Source organism: Caulobacter sp. GSs2 (assembly GCF_058680895.1).
In genome coordinates this window covers 57,895-73,171 of record NZ_CM178725.1, presented here as the reverse complement: position 1 = coordinate 73,171, position 15,277 = coordinate 57,895, and the positions used below count along the sequence as shown (strand labels likewise).

Here is a 15,277-nt window from a genome sequence, read left to right as displayed (position 1 = left end):
AGCCCGGCCCAGCCAAGAGCCTCGGGATCGGCGGGCCTTGCCGGGGACGAGCGGAAAACCGGCTGGGACCAGCGGCGTGCTTTTCGGGATGAGCGGCGAAGAGCGACGCTCGATCCTGCGGGCCTGGCTGCTGTGGATCGGCCTCATTGCCACCATCTGCGTCGTCAACATCCTGACGATCCAGCACGACGATCCTGATCTGGCGCCCTTGTTTCCCGCCCTCTGGGAAGGCAGCAGCGCGCTGGTCACCCTGGTGATCTTCGCCATGCCGGCCGCTGTCGCGCTCTGGAGCCATCGCAACCGCCCGCTGTGGTGGCAGGCCGCGCCGGTCCATCTCGTCGCGGTCCTGGCCTATTCGGCCCTGCATGTGGCGGGCTTCGTCGCGCTGCGGAAGCTGGCCTACCTGGTCGTCCTGCGGCAGACCTACGATTTCGGCGATATCTCCAGCGAGTTCCCCTACGAGTTCCGCAAGGACGTGCTCGCCTATGGCATCGCCTGGATCATCTTCTTCCTGTCGCTGCGTCAGGGCCGCCAGCCGGCCTCCGCCCTCGCCTCGCCCTCCTTGGCGACCTTCGACATCCAGGATGGCGCGCGGCTGGTGCGGGTGCCCATCGACGACATTCTCGCCGTGCGCTCGGCCGGCAACTATGTGGAATTCGTGCTGGTCGACAGCCGCCGACCGCTGATGCGCACGCCGTTGGCCACCGTCCAGAGTGACCTGACCGAGCACGGCTTTGTGCGCAGCCATCGGTCGTGGCTGGTCAACAAGGCCAAGGTCACGGGTCTGCGTCCGGAAGGCTCTGGCGACTACGCGGTCGAGCTGGGTGAGCTGGAAGCCCCGCTCTCGCGCCGCTTCCCCGAGGCCCTGGCCGCGTTGCGCGGCTAGAGAAGCATGCCCATCAGGATGTCGTCTTCCAGACGGCCATCCGGATAGCGCCCGCGCGAGACCTGCCGGCCCTCGTGCTTGAAACCTAGCCGCTCATAGAGCCGGATCGCGCCGGGATTGCCGGCTCCGGCCGCAAGCTCGATCCGCAGGATCGGCGGGTCCATCGCGCGAGCATGAGCGATGAGCGCCTCGAACAGCCTGGAGCCGATACCCAAGCCCTGGCAATCCGGATGGACGGCGACGGTCAAGTTGGACAGCACATGGGCGAACAGCGCTACGGTCTCGCGGCCGGCATGGATTTCACCCCAGATCGCGCCGTCGGGGCCGACGGCGACGAAGCTGACCCCGGCGAGGAACCGCTCGACATAGTCCCGCGTGATCTCTTCGGGACGGCGCGCCAGACCATCGGGAACAGCCGCGACGGCGCGGTGCAGATCGACCAGCGCCATGACGTCGTCAGGGCGCGCCGCCCGGACCTGGAAGCTCACGCGACCCTCTGGAACGGATAGAAATCACCGCCGAGATCAAGGATGCCCGTCAGCTCGTCCAGGGCCTCGCGCACCTCGGTCAGCAGGGCCGGGTCGGCCAGGTCGGCCGGCGCCAAGCGGTCGCGATAGCGGCGCTCGACCCAGTCTTGGAGGCGCGCATGCAGGGCCGCGTCGAACCGCTGGGCGGGATTGGTCGCCGCCAGTTCTTGCTCGGTCAGCACCACCCGCAGGCGCAGGCAGGCGGGTCCGCCGCCGTTGCGCATGCTCTGACGGACATCGACATAGTCGACCCTTCCGATCGGGCCGTTCGACGTCGCCAGGCTCTCGGCCACGGCAAAGGCGTGGGGATTGTCGCGGGTCTCGGCCGGGGCCAGCAGCACCAGGCGAGCCTCGCCGGGGATGACCAGCAGCTGCGAATTGAACAGATAGCTGGCCACCAGATCGGCCATCGGCAAATCGGCTTCGGAGATCTCCACGAAGGCCGGCTCGAACAGGCCCTCGGCGGCAGCGCGAACCGAAGCTTCCATGCCGACGCGATCCTCGAAGGCGCGTTCGTGAAAGAACAGGCACTCGCGGGTGCCCACGCAGACGACGTCGTTGTGGAACGCCCCGCCATTGATCGCCGCCTTGCCTTGACGCGGAAAGATCGCCCGCGCCGCCCCGTGGCGACGCTCGACGGCCTCGAAGGCCTCGCGGGTCTGACGGGCCGGATAACGACCGTCCCAGTGCTCCCAGGCCTCGCGACCCCAGACAAACATGTTGACGCCCGGCGCCCCGTGTTCGGCGCACAGCCGCACATGATTGGCTGCGCCCTCGTCGGCGAAGTGCGGCTGGGCTGGCAGCGGCTCATGGACCGCGAACCGGGCTTCGTCCGGAAACAGGCGGCGCAGGCTGCGCGTCGTCTGCGGACCTTCCAGGCTGCGATGCAGATTGGTCAGTAGGTTGGCTGGCGTGAAGTGCACCCGGCCATCGGCCGTATCGGCGCTGGGGGTCACCGTCGCGGCATTAGCGGCCCACATCGGCGACGCCGAGCAGACGGCCGAGGCCAAGGCCGGCGCCTCCTTCCAGGCGCGCTCCAGAACCGCACCATCAGAGCCGGAAAAACCCAGCGACTTCAGAAGGCTTACGTCCGGGCGCTCATGCGGCGGCAGGGCGAACTGCGGCACGCCCAGATCGGCCAGCATGCGCATCTTGCCAAGGCCTTCCAGCGCCGCACCACGCGGATTGGACACCTCGCCTGCGTTCTTCTGGCTGGCCAGGTTGCCGGGCGACAGGCCGACATAGGAATGGGTCGGCCCGACCAGGCCGTCGCAATTGGCTTCGATGGCTGAACTCATGGCCGCAAGCCTTTGATATCGCCAAGGGTGTCACGCACGGCATCAGCCTCGAAACTGGCCACCGGATAGGCGCAGTAGTCGGCCGCATAATAGGCGCTGGGCCGATGATTGCCCGACGCGCCCAGCCCGCCAAACGGCATGGAGCCCGCCGCCCCGGTCGTCGGCCGATTCCAGTTGACCACGCCCGCGCGAATGCGGTTGAGGAAACGCCCCCAAAGCTCTGATTGATTTGAAATAAGACCTGCCGACAAACCGTAGCGGGTTGCGTTGGCAGCGGCGATCGCCTCGTCGAAGCTGGCGACCCGGCGGACCTGCAGCAGCGGCGCAAACAGCTCCTCATCGGCCACCTCGACGCCCGTGACATCCACGAAGCCGGGCGATACGAAGGCGTCACTCAAGCCCTCAATCGCACCCAGTGTCCGGATCCGCTGGCCGCCCAGCGCCTCGGCGCCGGCCTTGGCGAGCGCGGCGGCGCGGGTCGAAATCAGCGGCCCCATGAAGGGCTCGCTGGCGCCGTTCCAGGGACCGGCGGTCAGGCGATCCGACAGGGCCGCGACCGCCTCGATCACGGCCTTGCCCGCCGCGTCGTCCGAGACGATCAGGCGGCGCGCGCAGGAGCAGCGCTGGCCGGTGGTGATGAAGGCCGACTGCACGACCAGGGCCGCAGCGGCCTGTGCGTCGCCCGCGTCCCAGACCACCAGCGGATTATTGCCGCCCAGTTCCAGCGCCAGGATCACGTCGGGTCGGTCGGCGAAATGGCGCCGGAAAAATGCCCCGGCCTGGGCCGAGCCGGTGAACAGCAGACCGTCGATCTCCTCGGCGATCAGAGCCTGTCCGGTCTCGCGACCACCCTGGACGAGGTTGATGACGCCCGCAGGAACGCCTGCGGCTTCAAGGGCTTCGACCAGCATTTGACCGGCCAGCGGCGTCTCTTCCGAGGGCTTGAAGACCACCGTATCGCCTGCGAGCAAAGCCGGCACGATGTGGCCATTGGGCAGGTGGCCGGGGAAGTTGAACGGACCCAGCACCGCCATCACGCCATGGGCGCGGTGGCGCAGCACGGCCCGGCCGAACGGCATGGCGTTGTCGATCCCGCCCGTGCGCTCGTCATAGGCCTTGATGGACAGATCGACCTTGCCGACCATCGAACCCAGCTCGGCCCGGGTCTCCCACAGCGCCTTGCCGGTCTCGCGGCTCAGGGCCTCGGCGAAGGCGCCCGTGCGCTCGACCAGGATCTCCTTGTAGCGACGCAGTATGGCGATGCGGTCCTCGCGCGGACGATCAGCCCACGACGGAAAGGCGCGCCGCGCGGCCGCTACGGCGGCGGCGACATCGGCCTGAGACGCCGTGGCCTCGCGCCAGATGGTCTCGCCCGTGGTCGGGTCTATGGAGACCGCTTCGCCGCCCGCGCCCGAACGCCAGACGCCGTCAATAAACACCCCGCCGCTCATGCCTTCACCCGCACCATGTCACCTTCGGAAAGTCGCAGCGCCTGGGCCGCATCGCGCCCTACGATCGCCGTTTCGCCATCGATCAGCACCGGCGCCCGCACGGCCCGGAAGCTGCCGATCTCGCCCGTGGAGACCAGAGCCTCCTCGCCATAGGCGTCCTCGCCCAGCCTGAGGCGAAGCCGCCGCGCATCGCGGACGGTCTTGATGTCATCGCGCCGGGCCGCCACGGTGGGACCCGCGTCGAAGATGTCGATCAGGCCCTGATAGCGGAAGCCCTCGGTCTCCAGCATGGCCCGCGCCGCCTCGCCCTCGCGGTGCACGCGGCCCAGCACGTCGCGCGCCTCCTTGGGCAGCAGCTCGGCATAGATCGGATGGCGCGGGGCCAGGTCGAGGATGAACTGGCCATCGGTCGAGGCGCTCATCATGTCGGCCTCGTCGAAACCCAGACGAAAGAATTTGTTGGCCACGTGGTCCCAGAACGGACAGCCGCCGTCCTCGTCGAACCAGCCGCGCAGCTCGGCCAGCACCATCTCGGCGAACCGTTCGGGCTCGAGCCCGATCAGCATGTAGCGCGACTGGGCCAGCAGGCGCCCCGCCCCGCCCTTGCGGCGCTCGGGCTTGAGAAACAGCGAGCCCACCTCTGACCAGCCGGCGCATTCATTGACCAAGACCAAGGCCCGGTGATCGAAACGCTTGTCCAGGGTCGGCGACGACTGGGCCAGGGTCACGACGCGGAACGAGAAGTGCGGACGCTTGAGGCCGACGCCGGCCTTGACCCCGGCCACGCCGATGACATCGCCGGCGTCCAGGTCTTCCAGCATCAGGGTGTACCAGGCCTCGGGCGCGGCGACCTCGGCCTGGAAGCTGGCCTGCGACAGGGCGAGTCGCGAACGCAGGGTCTGCTCGTCCTCGGGCAGGCTGGTGAAGCCCCGGCCCGACAGCACGGCCAGCTCCATCAGGGAGTCGAAATCGGAAGGTCCAGCGGGACGGACGACTAGCATTCAGACAGTCTCCATGGCCGCGCGGATCGATCTTCCGTCAATCTCTCCGCTGGCCAGTTTCATCAGGATCAGGGCCGAGAGCTGGGCGCGCTCGACAAAACTTTCGGGCCAGGCGTGCTCGGCCTCGCTGTGGATGTCACCGCCGCGCACACCCAGGGTGTCGACATTGGGCAGGCCCGAGGCGAACAGGTTGTTGCCCTCGCAGACGCCGCCGGAAGGCTTCCAGGCGATCTCCTGACCCAGCAGGGCGCCCGCTTCCTTGACCGCGCCGAACAGGCGCTGCTGGGCGGCGTTGAAGGGCTTAGCGCCGCGGGTGATCAGGCCGTGCAAATGGATGTGCAGGCCCTCGCGCGGCTCTTCGACGATGCGGGCGACCTGGGCCTCGAACCAGGCCGCCGCCTCGGCATCCGGGAAGCGCACATTGAACCGGGCGATGGCGACATCGGGCACCATGTTCAGCGGCGCGCCGCCGTCGATGCGGGCCACATTGACGGTGACGCCGTCGCGCTGGCCGTTGAGCGCATGGAGGGCTTCGGCGATCCGCGCCGCGCCGATCACGGCGTTGCGGCCGGCGCCGAAGTCGCGACCGGCATGGGCCGCCTTGCCATGCACGACGATATGGAAATTGCCCGACCCCTTGCGCGACGAGGCCAGCGAACCATCCGCCAGGGCCGGTTCATAGGTCAGGCCCACATGGCCCAGCCGGGCGAAATCGCTGAGGATCGGACCCGAAGCGATTGAGCCGATCTCCTCATCGGGCGACAGCAGCACACGATAGCCGACCTTGGCCGCATCGGGGTGGCGTTCGAACGCTTCCAGCGCCGCCAGCATGACACTGATCCCGCCCTTCATGTCGGCGATGCCCGGCCCGTGCAGCGCGCCGTCTGGGCGCGTGGTCACAGTCTGGAAGCCGCTCGTCTCGGGATAGACGGTGTCGTAGTGACCCGTCAGCACGACCTGCAGCGGCGCCTCGGGGCGCACAACCACGGCAATGGCGGGCGTATGGTGCTGTTCACCGACCCGGCCGTCGGGGCCGATCACTTCGGACGCCGCAAGGGGGATCTCGGTCGGCGCGCCCGGCAGCGCCGAGACGGCGTCGAGCAGAACCTGTCTCTGCCGTTCCAGCCCCGCCAAATGCAGGCTGCCGGAATTGATCGCGCACCAGGCCACCGCCCGGTCAATGATCCGCCCGCCGTCCGAGGCGACCGCCTCCAAAACAGCGCGATCCTCGTCTTTGAGTCGCATGGACATGCCGTTCCTCCCCCAGTCACAATAAACCAAGGGCCGCGGGTAAAACGTGTTTCCTCTGACGAGGTAACCGGGCGCCCGCGCAACAGCCTTGCCCTCTAGTAGTCCTTTCGCCAGCGAACGGAAAGCTTTGCGTCACCCTGGCTGCCCAGTCGAGAGACCAGCGAGAGGGTTCGGCGAATCCGCCATTCGACCTGGGCCTCGGGACCTTCGCGCCCGCCGCCGATGATCTCCAGATAAACGTCATCGGTCACATACTTTCCGCCGGCCACCGTCATGCCTGCGGCGCTCTCGGCAAAGGCCAGGCGGTCCAGCCGCGCAAAGCTGCGCAGATTGCCGATCACGTCGAAGCCGCCGCCGCCCGCCAGAGCCGCCAGGGCTGAGGCCAGCTGCGCCGCCTCGATCGGCGAAAGCTGGGCAGCCGATTCGCCGAACAGCACCTGGCTCAGCACTTCGTCACTGGGCAGTTCCGGGGTCGAGGTCAGGGTGATCTCGGGCTTGGCGGCCGTGCCCTGGATCCTGACAATCGCGGTCAGGGAGGAATCCTCGCGGCGGGCGCTGAGGTTGAGGCGGATGCGGTCAAGCTGGGTCGACAGGGTGACCACGCCATTGTCGTCGAACTCGAAGCGCTTGCCGGCGAAGTCGTACTCGCCGCGCACCATGCGGGCCACGCCCTCGAGGTTGGGTGCAAACGAGGTGCCGCCCACATGGGCGTCCAGCGACAGCTCGACGTCCAGGCCGCGTCCCCTCACGAACACACGGCGCGGGGCCTTCAGATTGATATCCAGTGCAATGCCGCCGCCGGGGCTGGCGCGGCGCGGCTGCGTGCCCTGGTCCAGATCGGTGGGGCGATTGCGTTCAATGACGTCCATACTGACCACGCCAGCCGGGGTCTTGCTCTGGGCCGAAACGTCGGCGCGGTCGATGGTCAGGTCGCCGCTGAGCTTGACCTTGCCGTCGGCCGACCGGTTGACGGTGGCCTGGCCGGTGGCGGTCGCCGTGGCCAGGTCGTTGTCGATCAGCCGGAAACCCTTCAGGTCCAGCTTGAAGCTGCTGACGCCGTCACGGTTGAGGCTGATGCGCCCGCCGCCGGTGAGCGCGCCGTTGAGGCCGTCCTCGGCCGAGGCCTGGCTAACGTCGATGGCGTTGTCGGCCAAGGCCATGCGCAGGGTGATGTTGCGCAGACGCAGCCCCGTTCGGCCTTCTTCGAAGCCACCGCCATCCAGCGACGCCCGCCCCACCAGACGCGGATCGGCCAGGGTGCCGGCCAGGGTCCCCTCGGCGTCGATCTTGCCCGACAGCGAGCGTTCGGGACCCAGCAACAGGTCCCACAGCGGCTTGATTTCGCCTTGGGCCTTGAAGGTTCCGGTGACCGGCCGGCGACGGTCGATCGCTAGATGCAGCGGCCTGGCCGACGCCTCGGCCGGCAGGGTCAGTCGGGCTTCCGACTTCAGACCCTGACGGTTGGCGCCCTCGGCGACGAGGGTCAGTATTTGGTCCTTCAGGTCGCCCTCTATATGGGCGTCCAGCGACTGCTCGATCTTGGAGCCACGCTCGCGTGCGCCGGTCAGCCTGGCCGCGAAATCGCCCAGCAGGGTCTCGCCCTGGCCACGCAGGTTGACGGTTCCGTCGATGTCGCCGGCCAGGTCGGGATCGAAGGCGGTCAGGCTGACACCGGCCAGGCGCGCCTTGAGGCTGGCGGTCTCGCCGCCCAGGTCGGCGTCCACGTCGGCCTGGCCATCACCGACCAGCAACCGCAGTCGCGTAATGGTCGAGGCCCCGCCAAACCGGATCAGGGCCGTCTCGCGGGTCTTGACGTCGGTACGGCCCATGCGACCGGCGGCGTCTAGCGACAGGGCGTAGTCCTCGCCGGACTGGGCCAGGGCGCCGGATCCCGCCACGCGCCACCGGCCGCCGGGCGCCAGGCCCTGCGCATCGAGGGTCAGGGGCAGGTTGGCCATGGCCCCGTCGGCCTTGAGGCGGGCCGAGCGCACCGTCCAGCCGCCGCTCGTGATGTCCTCGGCGGTCAGGTCCAGGGTCGCGCGCGCACCGCCCGGAGCATCGACGATCTTCGCCGAGCCCGACACCCGGCCTTGCGGCAGGAACGCTCCGGGGCCAATGGCCACGGTCAGGTCGGCCGAAGCCGGTCGGCGGCCGCGCAGAGAGACCGCGCCGGTGGCCTTGGCGCCCCCCGCGTCAATGTCCACGTCGCTGAGATCAAGCCCGCCGGTCGCGAACCTGAAGGCCGCTCCCGCCCTGGCCGGGCCATAGCTGCTTTGCCCGGTCAGTCGCGCCACGCCATCCGCGCCGCCGGCCGTGCGGGCAAAGGTCAGCACCAGATGCGCGCTGGTCAGGGGCAGTTTTGGCAGATCGATAGAGTCGAAATCGGCCGTCAGGTCGGCCTTGGGCGCCGCCAGGGTTCCGGTCACCGCACCGTCGCCCCGGGCCTTGCCCGTCACCTCGATCGGACCTGCCCGGAAGGGTCCGGTGGCGGTCCAGTCCAGCTTGAAGCCCAGGCCACCGTCGCGCTGCAGGGCGCCGGAGGTGCGAACCTCGGCCGCTGCGCCCTCCAGCCTGGCGTCGGCGATGGAGAGCACGCCGTCGCTCCAGGCGCCCTTGCCGCTCAGGCGCGGGGCCTTGCCCAGCAGCCGGTCCAGCTCGGCCAGGCCGACCGCGAAGTCCTGCCCCCTGGCGTCGACCGTGAAACCCCAGGGCTTACCGTTGGTGCTGCCGGCAGACCATTTTGCAACCAGCTTGCCGCGCGCGCCGGCGCGGATCGGCGCCAGGCTGGCGACCTGCGCCTCGCCCTTGAAATTCAGCCCACCCAGGATGCCGCGGTCACCCTCGCCGGTGACCACCAGATTGGGTCCGGTAATCGTCGCCGAGCGGATCAGGAACCGCCCGTCCTTGAGACGCGCGCCCTCGAACGTGGCCTTGGGGCTGGCGCCCAGCACGGCCAAGACGCCGCGTCCGCCGCCGCCCTGCGCTGCGGCCTGCGCCTTGATCGTCAGCTCACCCTTCGACCACCGCACCATGGCCGGACCCTTTGCCCGCGCCAACTGGTAGCCCAACAGCGAAAGATTGGAGACGTCGGCGTCGCCCTCGACCGAAAAGCCGCCCGGCTCCAGCCGGAAACGGCCGTCGACCAGACCCGTCCCCATTTCCGGGATCGATACGATCTTCTTCAGCGAACCGATGCGCGCGGTGAACGGCAGGCCGTCTGGACCGGTCCGCCTCTTGCCGATGTCGGCCAGTCCCCGGGAGTCGAGCACCAGATTCTCGGCGCGAATATGGGTGGTCAGGTCATAGAGGCCGCCGGTCGCCTTGCGCCCGTCGACGGTGAACGCCGCCTCGGGTCCGAACATGGTCTCCAGCCGACGCGTCAGGCTGGAGGCGCCCAGATCGATCCGCCCCCGCGCCGAACCGCCCTGCGGCGTCCATGATCCCGTCGCATCCAGCGGAATGTCTTTGCCGGTTTTCGCCGTGACGCTGAACGCGCCCTTGTTCATCGCCCCGTCGGCCCTGGCTTTCAGGTCGAAGGGACGGTCGACGGGCAGGCCCAGGGCGCCGGCGATGGCGCCGCCATTGGCCTCCACCGCGTCAGCGCTCAGGCGGAGCGTGTCGTTGCGGCCCAGATCAAAGTCCAAGGTCAGATGGTCGCCCCGATGCAGACGGCTGGCGACGCCGATGCGGCCCTTGTTGCCGCCCTGTCGCGCCATCTCGTAGGCGCCCACCACATCGAAGTCGCCCGCCTCGCGGCTGAACTCGGGCCGCGTGATCAGCCGCAGGGCGAAGGCGTCCAGATCCACCGAGACCGGCGCGGCCCCCGACTTGCCCTTGGGCGTCAGGGTCGGGCGGCGCAATACGATCACATCGCGCGCGTCGATGCGTTCGGCGTGGAAGCGACGACTGAACAGCTCAGCGGGACGCCAGGCCACCCGGACATCATGAGCCTCGAGCCAGACGCCCTTCTCGTCGACAATGGTCAGGCGGCGGACCGCGAAATCCTTCCAGATATCGCCCGACAGGCCCTCGATCTTCAGCCGGCCGATGCGGCCCAGCTTCAGGCCGCTGGCCCGGGCCTCGAGGAACATGCGGCCCTGGGGGGTGATGGGCGCGTAGCGCAGGCCGCCGAAGAACACCGCGACGATCACCACCGCCACGATCGACACGATCATCAACCAGCCGGGACCGCCGACCTTTTTGGCGACCTCAACGACGGTCTCGACCGCCTCTTCGATGGGATGTTCAGGCGCGTCGGTCAAAAACTTTGCCCGATGCTGAGATAGATCTGGAAGGCCGGGTCGCCGGCGCGCTTGCCCAGCGGGATGGCGATATCTGCGCGGATCGGGCCAAAGCCCAGGTCGTAGCGGACGCCGATGCCCGCGCCGAAGCGGAAGTCCTCGGTGTCGGGCTTGCGCTCCGGACCGATGGCGCCCGCGTCGATAAAGGCCACCCCGCCCCAGCGCTGGGTAAAGCGATGACGCACCTCGAACGAGGTCTCGACCAGCGACACGCCGCCCTGGGGTGTATTGTCGGCCAGGCGCGGCCCGATGGCCTGATAGGCATAGCCACGCACCGAGCCGCCGCCGCCCGAGAACAGACGCCGCGAGGCCGGGATTTCCGAGACCAGGGCCCCAAAGATCGCCCCGACCTTTACCCGGGCGGCCAAGACCGTGCCGGCCTGCTCTCCGAACGGCAGATAGGCCGAGCCCTGAACCTGGGCGCGCAGATAGGCCAGGGTGGTGTCGCCAAAGCTGGCGGTCGGCTCAGCCCGCGCCTCGAAGCGCCAGCCGCGGGTCGGATCCAGGATGTCGTCCGACTGATCCCACGCCATAGCGCCCAAGGTGGTCAGGGTGGCCAGGTTGAGGGTTTCCTTGACCGAGCCGGCGCTGGTGGTTTGCAGCTGCTCGGACTGCGACAGGTCCAGCGCCACGCCATAGGTGCGATACGAGGTAGTCTTGCGGCGCTGGGTCAGGTCGGCGCTGATCGTCGCGCCGGTTTCGTCATAGGCGTCAGTGGTTTCGCGGAACACCGCGCCGTTCAGCTTGAGGGTCTGCTGGGGCCTGCGCCAGTGCGGCAGGGCCACCTCGCCCTCAAGCCGCTGCTCCAGCTTGGCCAGGCGCGCCGTATAGGTGGTGGTGTCGGCCCGGCGCAGGCGGTTGTAGCGGATCAGGCGCGCATCGACGCCCGGCCCTTCACTGGTCGAATAGCCCGCGCCCAGCTCGATGGTGCGTTCCGGGCGGTCCGTCAGGTTCACGACCACCGGCCGGCGGCCGTCGGGGAGAATCTTCTCAAGGGGCGCGATCGAGACGGAGACCGAGTCATAGACGGCCGTGTCCCTCAGGCGCCGCTCCAGCTCGGCGATATCCTCGGGATCATAGACGTCGCCGGCCTGCCACGGTGTCAGGTGGGCGACCCAGGCCGGGTTGCTGCGTCCCGTGGTGATCAGCTCGACGCCGTCCAAGCGGGTCAGGTCCCCGGCGGCGATATTGAAGGTGGGACGCACCGTGTGGTCGGCATGGTCGACGACGACCTCGCGCGGCTCGGCGGCGACATCAGCATAGCCCAGTTGCTGGACCTGAGCGATCACCCGGCCCTCGGCGCCCAGAATGTCGGCGGCGCGGCCCGGCTCGCCGGGTGTGAGGCTCATGGCCGAGACGGCTCTCTGGCTCACGCCTTCGTCGGGCGGCGCGCCGCGCCAGACGATGGTGGGATCGGCCAGCACGAACACCGGCCCTGGCAAGACCTTGACGACGCCACGCGGCGGATCGCCTTCGCTGATGTCGGGCTCGACGGCATAGGCGTAATAGCCCTCGGCGCGCAGCACCGCGACCACATCGTCGCCGGCGTCACGGGCGCGGCGTCGGGCTTCTGCGCGGCTTTGAGGCGCAGTCTTGGAAATCGAGAGCACGCGAAGGATGGCTTCGCGCAGCGCCTTGTCTTCAACCCCGGTGATCGTCGCCGCCGGCTCATCCGCCCACGCGCCGCCCGCAGCCAGCAAAGCCGCTGTCGCGATCCCGAGGGCCAATCGTCTACGCACCAAGCCGTATATCCCCGCGCGGAGCGCCCCCGCTCCCCTGTAGTCGCCGGTCTCGCCGCTGTCACGGCCGGAAATGCAGGGAACGGAAGACAGCGAGCGCTTCCCTCCCCGCCGAAAAGGCGCCCAAATGATGGGCAGTCGTGCGCATTGACGCGGCGGCGGCGAAAATCGCCGACTTCAGACGCCGCGACGTTCTAGGGTTGGGGGCGGCGCGTCTGACTCGACGGAGCCCAAGGCAAGACAAGCGTGGACGAAGGCGTGGCTGCGAAAATTCAAGATCTGGATGCACCGACCCTTCCCCTGACGGAGGCGGCCTACCTGCCCGGTGTCGCCTACGACGAGATGTTCGCGCCCGGTGGCGCTGTGCGCTCGCACTACGATCCCCTGCATGCCCGCATGTCGACCCTGGGCGGGGCCGAGCTGGCGGGGCGCCAGCAGACCCTGGAGCGGTCGTTCCTGCTGCAGGGGATCACCTTCACGGTCTATGGCGGCGGCGAGAACACCACGGAACGGATCATTCCGACCGACCTCTTTCCGCGGATCATCCCCGCCCAGGAATGGGCCAAGATCGAAGCCGGCCTGACCCAGCGCCTTCTGGCCCTGAACCTGTTCCTCGCCGACATCTATGGCGACCAGCAGATCCTGATGGACGGGGTCGTGCCGCGCGAACTGGTGCTGGGCGCGCCGTCCTATCGCCGCGAGATGCAGCACATCTATGTGCCGCACAAATCCTACGCCAATGTCTGCGGCAGCGACCTGATCCGCTGCCAGGACGGCCAGTTCGCGGTGCTGGAAGACAATCTGCGCGTGCCGTCGGGCGTCTCCTACATGCTGGCCAACCGCGACGCGGCCAAGCGCACCTTTCCGGGCACCTATCGCGCCGCCGGCGTGCGTCCCGTCGAGCGCTATCCCGACCTGCTGCTGGCCACCCTGAAGAGCATGAGCCCCGAGTGGCGGCCCAACCCCCAGGTCGTGGTGCTGACGCCTGGCGTCTACAACTCGGCCTATTACGAGCACGCCTATCTGGCGCGGCTGATGGGCGTGCCCCTGGTCGAGGGCCGCGATCTCGTGGTCCACGACAACATGGTCTACATGCGCACGACCACGGGCATCCGCCGGGTGGACGTGATCTATCGCCGGGTGGACGACGACTTCATCGATCCCCTCACCTTCCGGCGCAACTCCTCGCTGGGCGCGGCCGGCCTGTTCAACGCCTATCGGGCCGGCAATGTGGTGATCTGCAACGCGCCGGGCACCGGGGTGGCCGACGACAAGGCCGTCTATGCCTATGTGCCCGCGATCATCCGCTACTATCTGGGCGAAGACGCCATCCTCCCCAATATCGAGACCTTCCTGTGCCGCGAGCCGGCGCAGCTGGGCTACGTGCTGGCCAATCTGGACAAGCTGGTGGTCAAGGCCGTGGGCGCGTCGGGCGGCTACGGCATGCTGGTGGGCCCGCACGCCACCCAGAAGGAGCGCGATGACTTCGCCATCGCCATCAAGGCCGATCCCGAAAACTACATCGCCCAGCCGACCATCCAGCTGTCGACCGCGCCCTGCCTGGTGGATGGCCGGATCGAGCCACGCCACGTCGACCTGCGCCCCTTCATCCTGTCGGGCGAGAAGACCATCGTCACGCCCGGCGCCCTCACCCGCGTGGCCCTGAAGCGCGGCTCGCTGGTGGTCAATTCCAGCCAGGGCGGCGGATCCAAGGACACCTGGGTTCTGACCGACGATGGCCCCGCCAACGGCTCCAACGGTAATGGGAGCACACGCCCATGATGCTCGCCAAGTCCCGCAAGAAGGGGTCGCTCGCATGATGCTCGCTCGGGTCGCTGACAGCCTCTACTGGCTGGGCCGATACATCGAACGCGCCGAACACCTGTCGCGGCTGTCCAGCGTCATGCTCAACGCCACGCTCGACCAGACCGACGCCGGCGTCCAGGCGGTCTGGATCGCCCTGTCGGCGGTCGGCGAGCCTGAAATGAGCAGCGCCGTCGGCTCGTTCGAGGCGGCAGAGGCGCTGGTTCTGGATCGCTCCGATCCCAATTCGGTGGTCTCGTCGCTGTCCCGCGCCCGCGAGAACGCCCGCCAGGTGCGCGACCAGATCACCACCGAGACCTGGGAGCGGCTGAACCTGCTCTACCTGAAAGTCACCGACGAGAACGCCAAGCGCGACTTCGCCGACGCCTCGACCACCTTCCTGCACGACGTGATCGCCGACCTGCACCTGTTCAAGGGTGCGGCAGACACCACCATGAGCCACGGCGAGAGCTGGCGCTTCATGATGCTGGGCATGTATCTGGAGCGCGCCCAGCTGGTTTCGCGCCTGCTTGAGGTGTGTTTCGCCGAAACGCCCGGCCGGCAGATCAATGACCACATCGCCCTGGTCAGCCTGCTGCGGATGGCCTGCGCGCTTGAGCCCTATCTGCGGGTCTACACGGCCGAGATCGAGCCCCGGCACATCCTGGAGTTCCTGGTCTTCGACGAGGATTTCCCGCGCTCGATCCGCTTCGCCACCTCGCAGATCGAGGCCAATCTCAGCGTGCTGGCCCGCCGGGCCGGCGGCGAAGGGGCCGGGCCTGAACGCATCGCCGGGCGCCTGAAAGCCCGCCTGCAGTTCGCCGACATCAACGAACTTGAAAACCAGGGGGCCGGCGCCCTGCTGGCCACCGTCGTCAACGAGTGCGCGCGCATCCACGAAGCGATCTATGAGACCTTCGTGGCCTATCCGCTCGAAATGCGTCTTCCGGCCTAGGACCGCGAGCGTGACAGCCGAAAGTGTCAGCGGTTTCGGCGCCCGTCACGCGACCAAGTAAGGAC

10 protein-coding genes are annotated in these 15,277 nt (G+C 68.4%); 3 read left to right on the top strand and 7 right to left on the bottom strand.

The annotated features are described in order from the left end of the window. Nucleotides 1–76 precede the first annotated feature (76 nt). Complete coding sequence (locus ACW17Z_RS00340; protein WP_492057178.1) at nt 77–886, top strand: LytTR family DNA-binding domain-containing protein; 810 nt, start codon at nt 77–79, stop codon at nt 884–886. Here ACW17Z_RS00340 and ACW17Z_RS00335 read toward each other — a convergent pair. From ACW17Z_RS00335 to ACW17Z_RS00305, 7 genes are all read right to left on the bottom strand, one after another. Continuing rightward, entirely contained in the window at nt 883–1,374 is a 492-nt protein-coding gene (locus tag ACW17Z_RS00335; RefSeq protein ID WP_419321278.1) for a GNAT family N-acetyltransferase, read from the bottom strand. The genes ACW17Z_RS00340 and ACW17Z_RS00335 overlap by 4 nt on opposite strands. After that, nucleotides 1,371–2,711 (bottom strand): N-succinylarginine dihydrolase, encoded by a 1,341-nt coding sequence (astB, locus tag ACW17Z_RS00330; protein ID WP_492057177.1) that lies wholly within the window; start codon nt 2,709–2,711, stop codon nt 1,371–1,373. Before astB ends, ACW17Z_RS00335 begins: the two co-directional genes overlap by 4 nt. Beyond that, the gene (gene astD / locus ACW17Z_RS00325; RefSeq protein ID WP_492057176.1) at nt 2,708–4,162 is read right to left on the bottom strand and encodes a succinylglutamate-semialdehyde dehydrogenase; all 1,455 of its coding nucleotides are present in this window, start codon (nt 4,160–4,162) and stop codon (nt 2,708–2,710) included. The genes astB and astD overlap by 4 nt, the downstream gene beginning before the upstream one ends. Further along, nucleotides 4,159–5,163 (bottom strand): arginine N-succinyltransferase, encoded by a 1,005-nt coding sequence (locus tag ACW17Z_RS00320; protein WP_419321275.1) that lies wholly within the window; start codon nt 5,161–5,163, stop codon nt 4,159–4,161. Before ACW17Z_RS00320 ends, astD begins: the two co-directional genes overlap by 4 nt. Beyond that, nucleotides 5,164–6,408 (bottom strand): hydrolase, encoded by a 1,245-nt coding sequence (locus ACW17Z_RS00315; protein ID WP_492058569.1) that lies wholly within the window; start codon nt 6,406–6,408, stop codon nt 5,164–5,166. Between the two features lie 101 nt (nt 6,409–6,509). Then, nucleotides 6,510–10,589, bottom strand: a complete 4,080-nt coding sequence (locus tag ACW17Z_RS00310) for a translocation/assembly module TamB domain-containing protein (protein WP_492058568.1) — start codon at nt 10,587–10,589, stop codon at nt 6,510–6,512. Between the two features lie 83 nt (nt 10,590–10,672). Further along, nucleotides 10,673–12,457, bottom strand: coding sequence for an autotransporter assembly complex protein TamA (locus ACW17Z_RS00305; RefSeq protein ID WP_492057175.1), 1,785 nt, complete (start codon nt 12,455–12,457; stop codon nt 10,673–10,675). 255 nt (nt 12,458–12,712) lie between these two features. Between ACW17Z_RS00305 and ACW17Z_RS00300 the strand changes: the two genes are divergently transcribed. Continuing rightward, a complete protein-coding gene (locus tag ACW17Z_RS00300) occupies nt 12,713–14,236 on the top strand; it encodes a circularly permuted type 2 ATP-grasp protein (RefSeq protein WP_492057174.1) in 1,524 nt (507 codons plus the stop codon). Between the two features lie 34 nt (nt 14,237–14,270). Then, nucleotides 14,271–15,212, top strand: a complete 942-nt coding sequence (locus ACW17Z_RS00295; RefSeq protein ID WP_492057173.1) for an alpha-E domain-containing protein — start codon at nt 14,271–14,273, stop codon at nt 15,210–15,212. Nucleotides 15,213–15,277 lie beyond the last annotated feature (65 nt).

Excerpts from the sequence above, each read along its gene's own strand:
- astB (WP_492057177.1), bottom strand. The coding sequence starts at position 2,711 with ATGAGTTCAGCCATCGAAGCCAATTGCGACGGCCTGGTCGGGCCGACC.
- astD (WP_492057176.1), bottom strand. The coding sequence starts at position 4,162 with ATGAGCGGCGGGGTGTTTATTGACGGCGTCTGGCGTTCGGGCGCGGGC.
- ACW17Z_RS00320 (WP_419321275.1), bottom strand. The coding sequence starts at position 5,163 with ATGCTAGTCGTCCGTCCCGCTGGACCTTCCGATTTCGACTCCCTGATG.
- ACW17Z_RS00315 (WP_492058569.1), bottom strand. The coding sequence starts at position 6,408 with ATGCGACTCAAAGACGAGGATCGCGCTGTTTTGGAGGCGGTCGCCTCG.
- ACW17Z_RS00310 (WP_492058568.1), bottom strand. The coding sequence starts at position 10,589 with ATGATCGTGTCGATCGTGGCGGTGGTGATCGTCGCGGTGTTCTTCGGC.
- ACW17Z_RS00295 (WP_492057173.1), top strand. The coding sequence starts at position 14,271 with ATGATGCTCGCTCGGGTCGCTGACAGCCTCTACTGGCTGGGCCGATAC.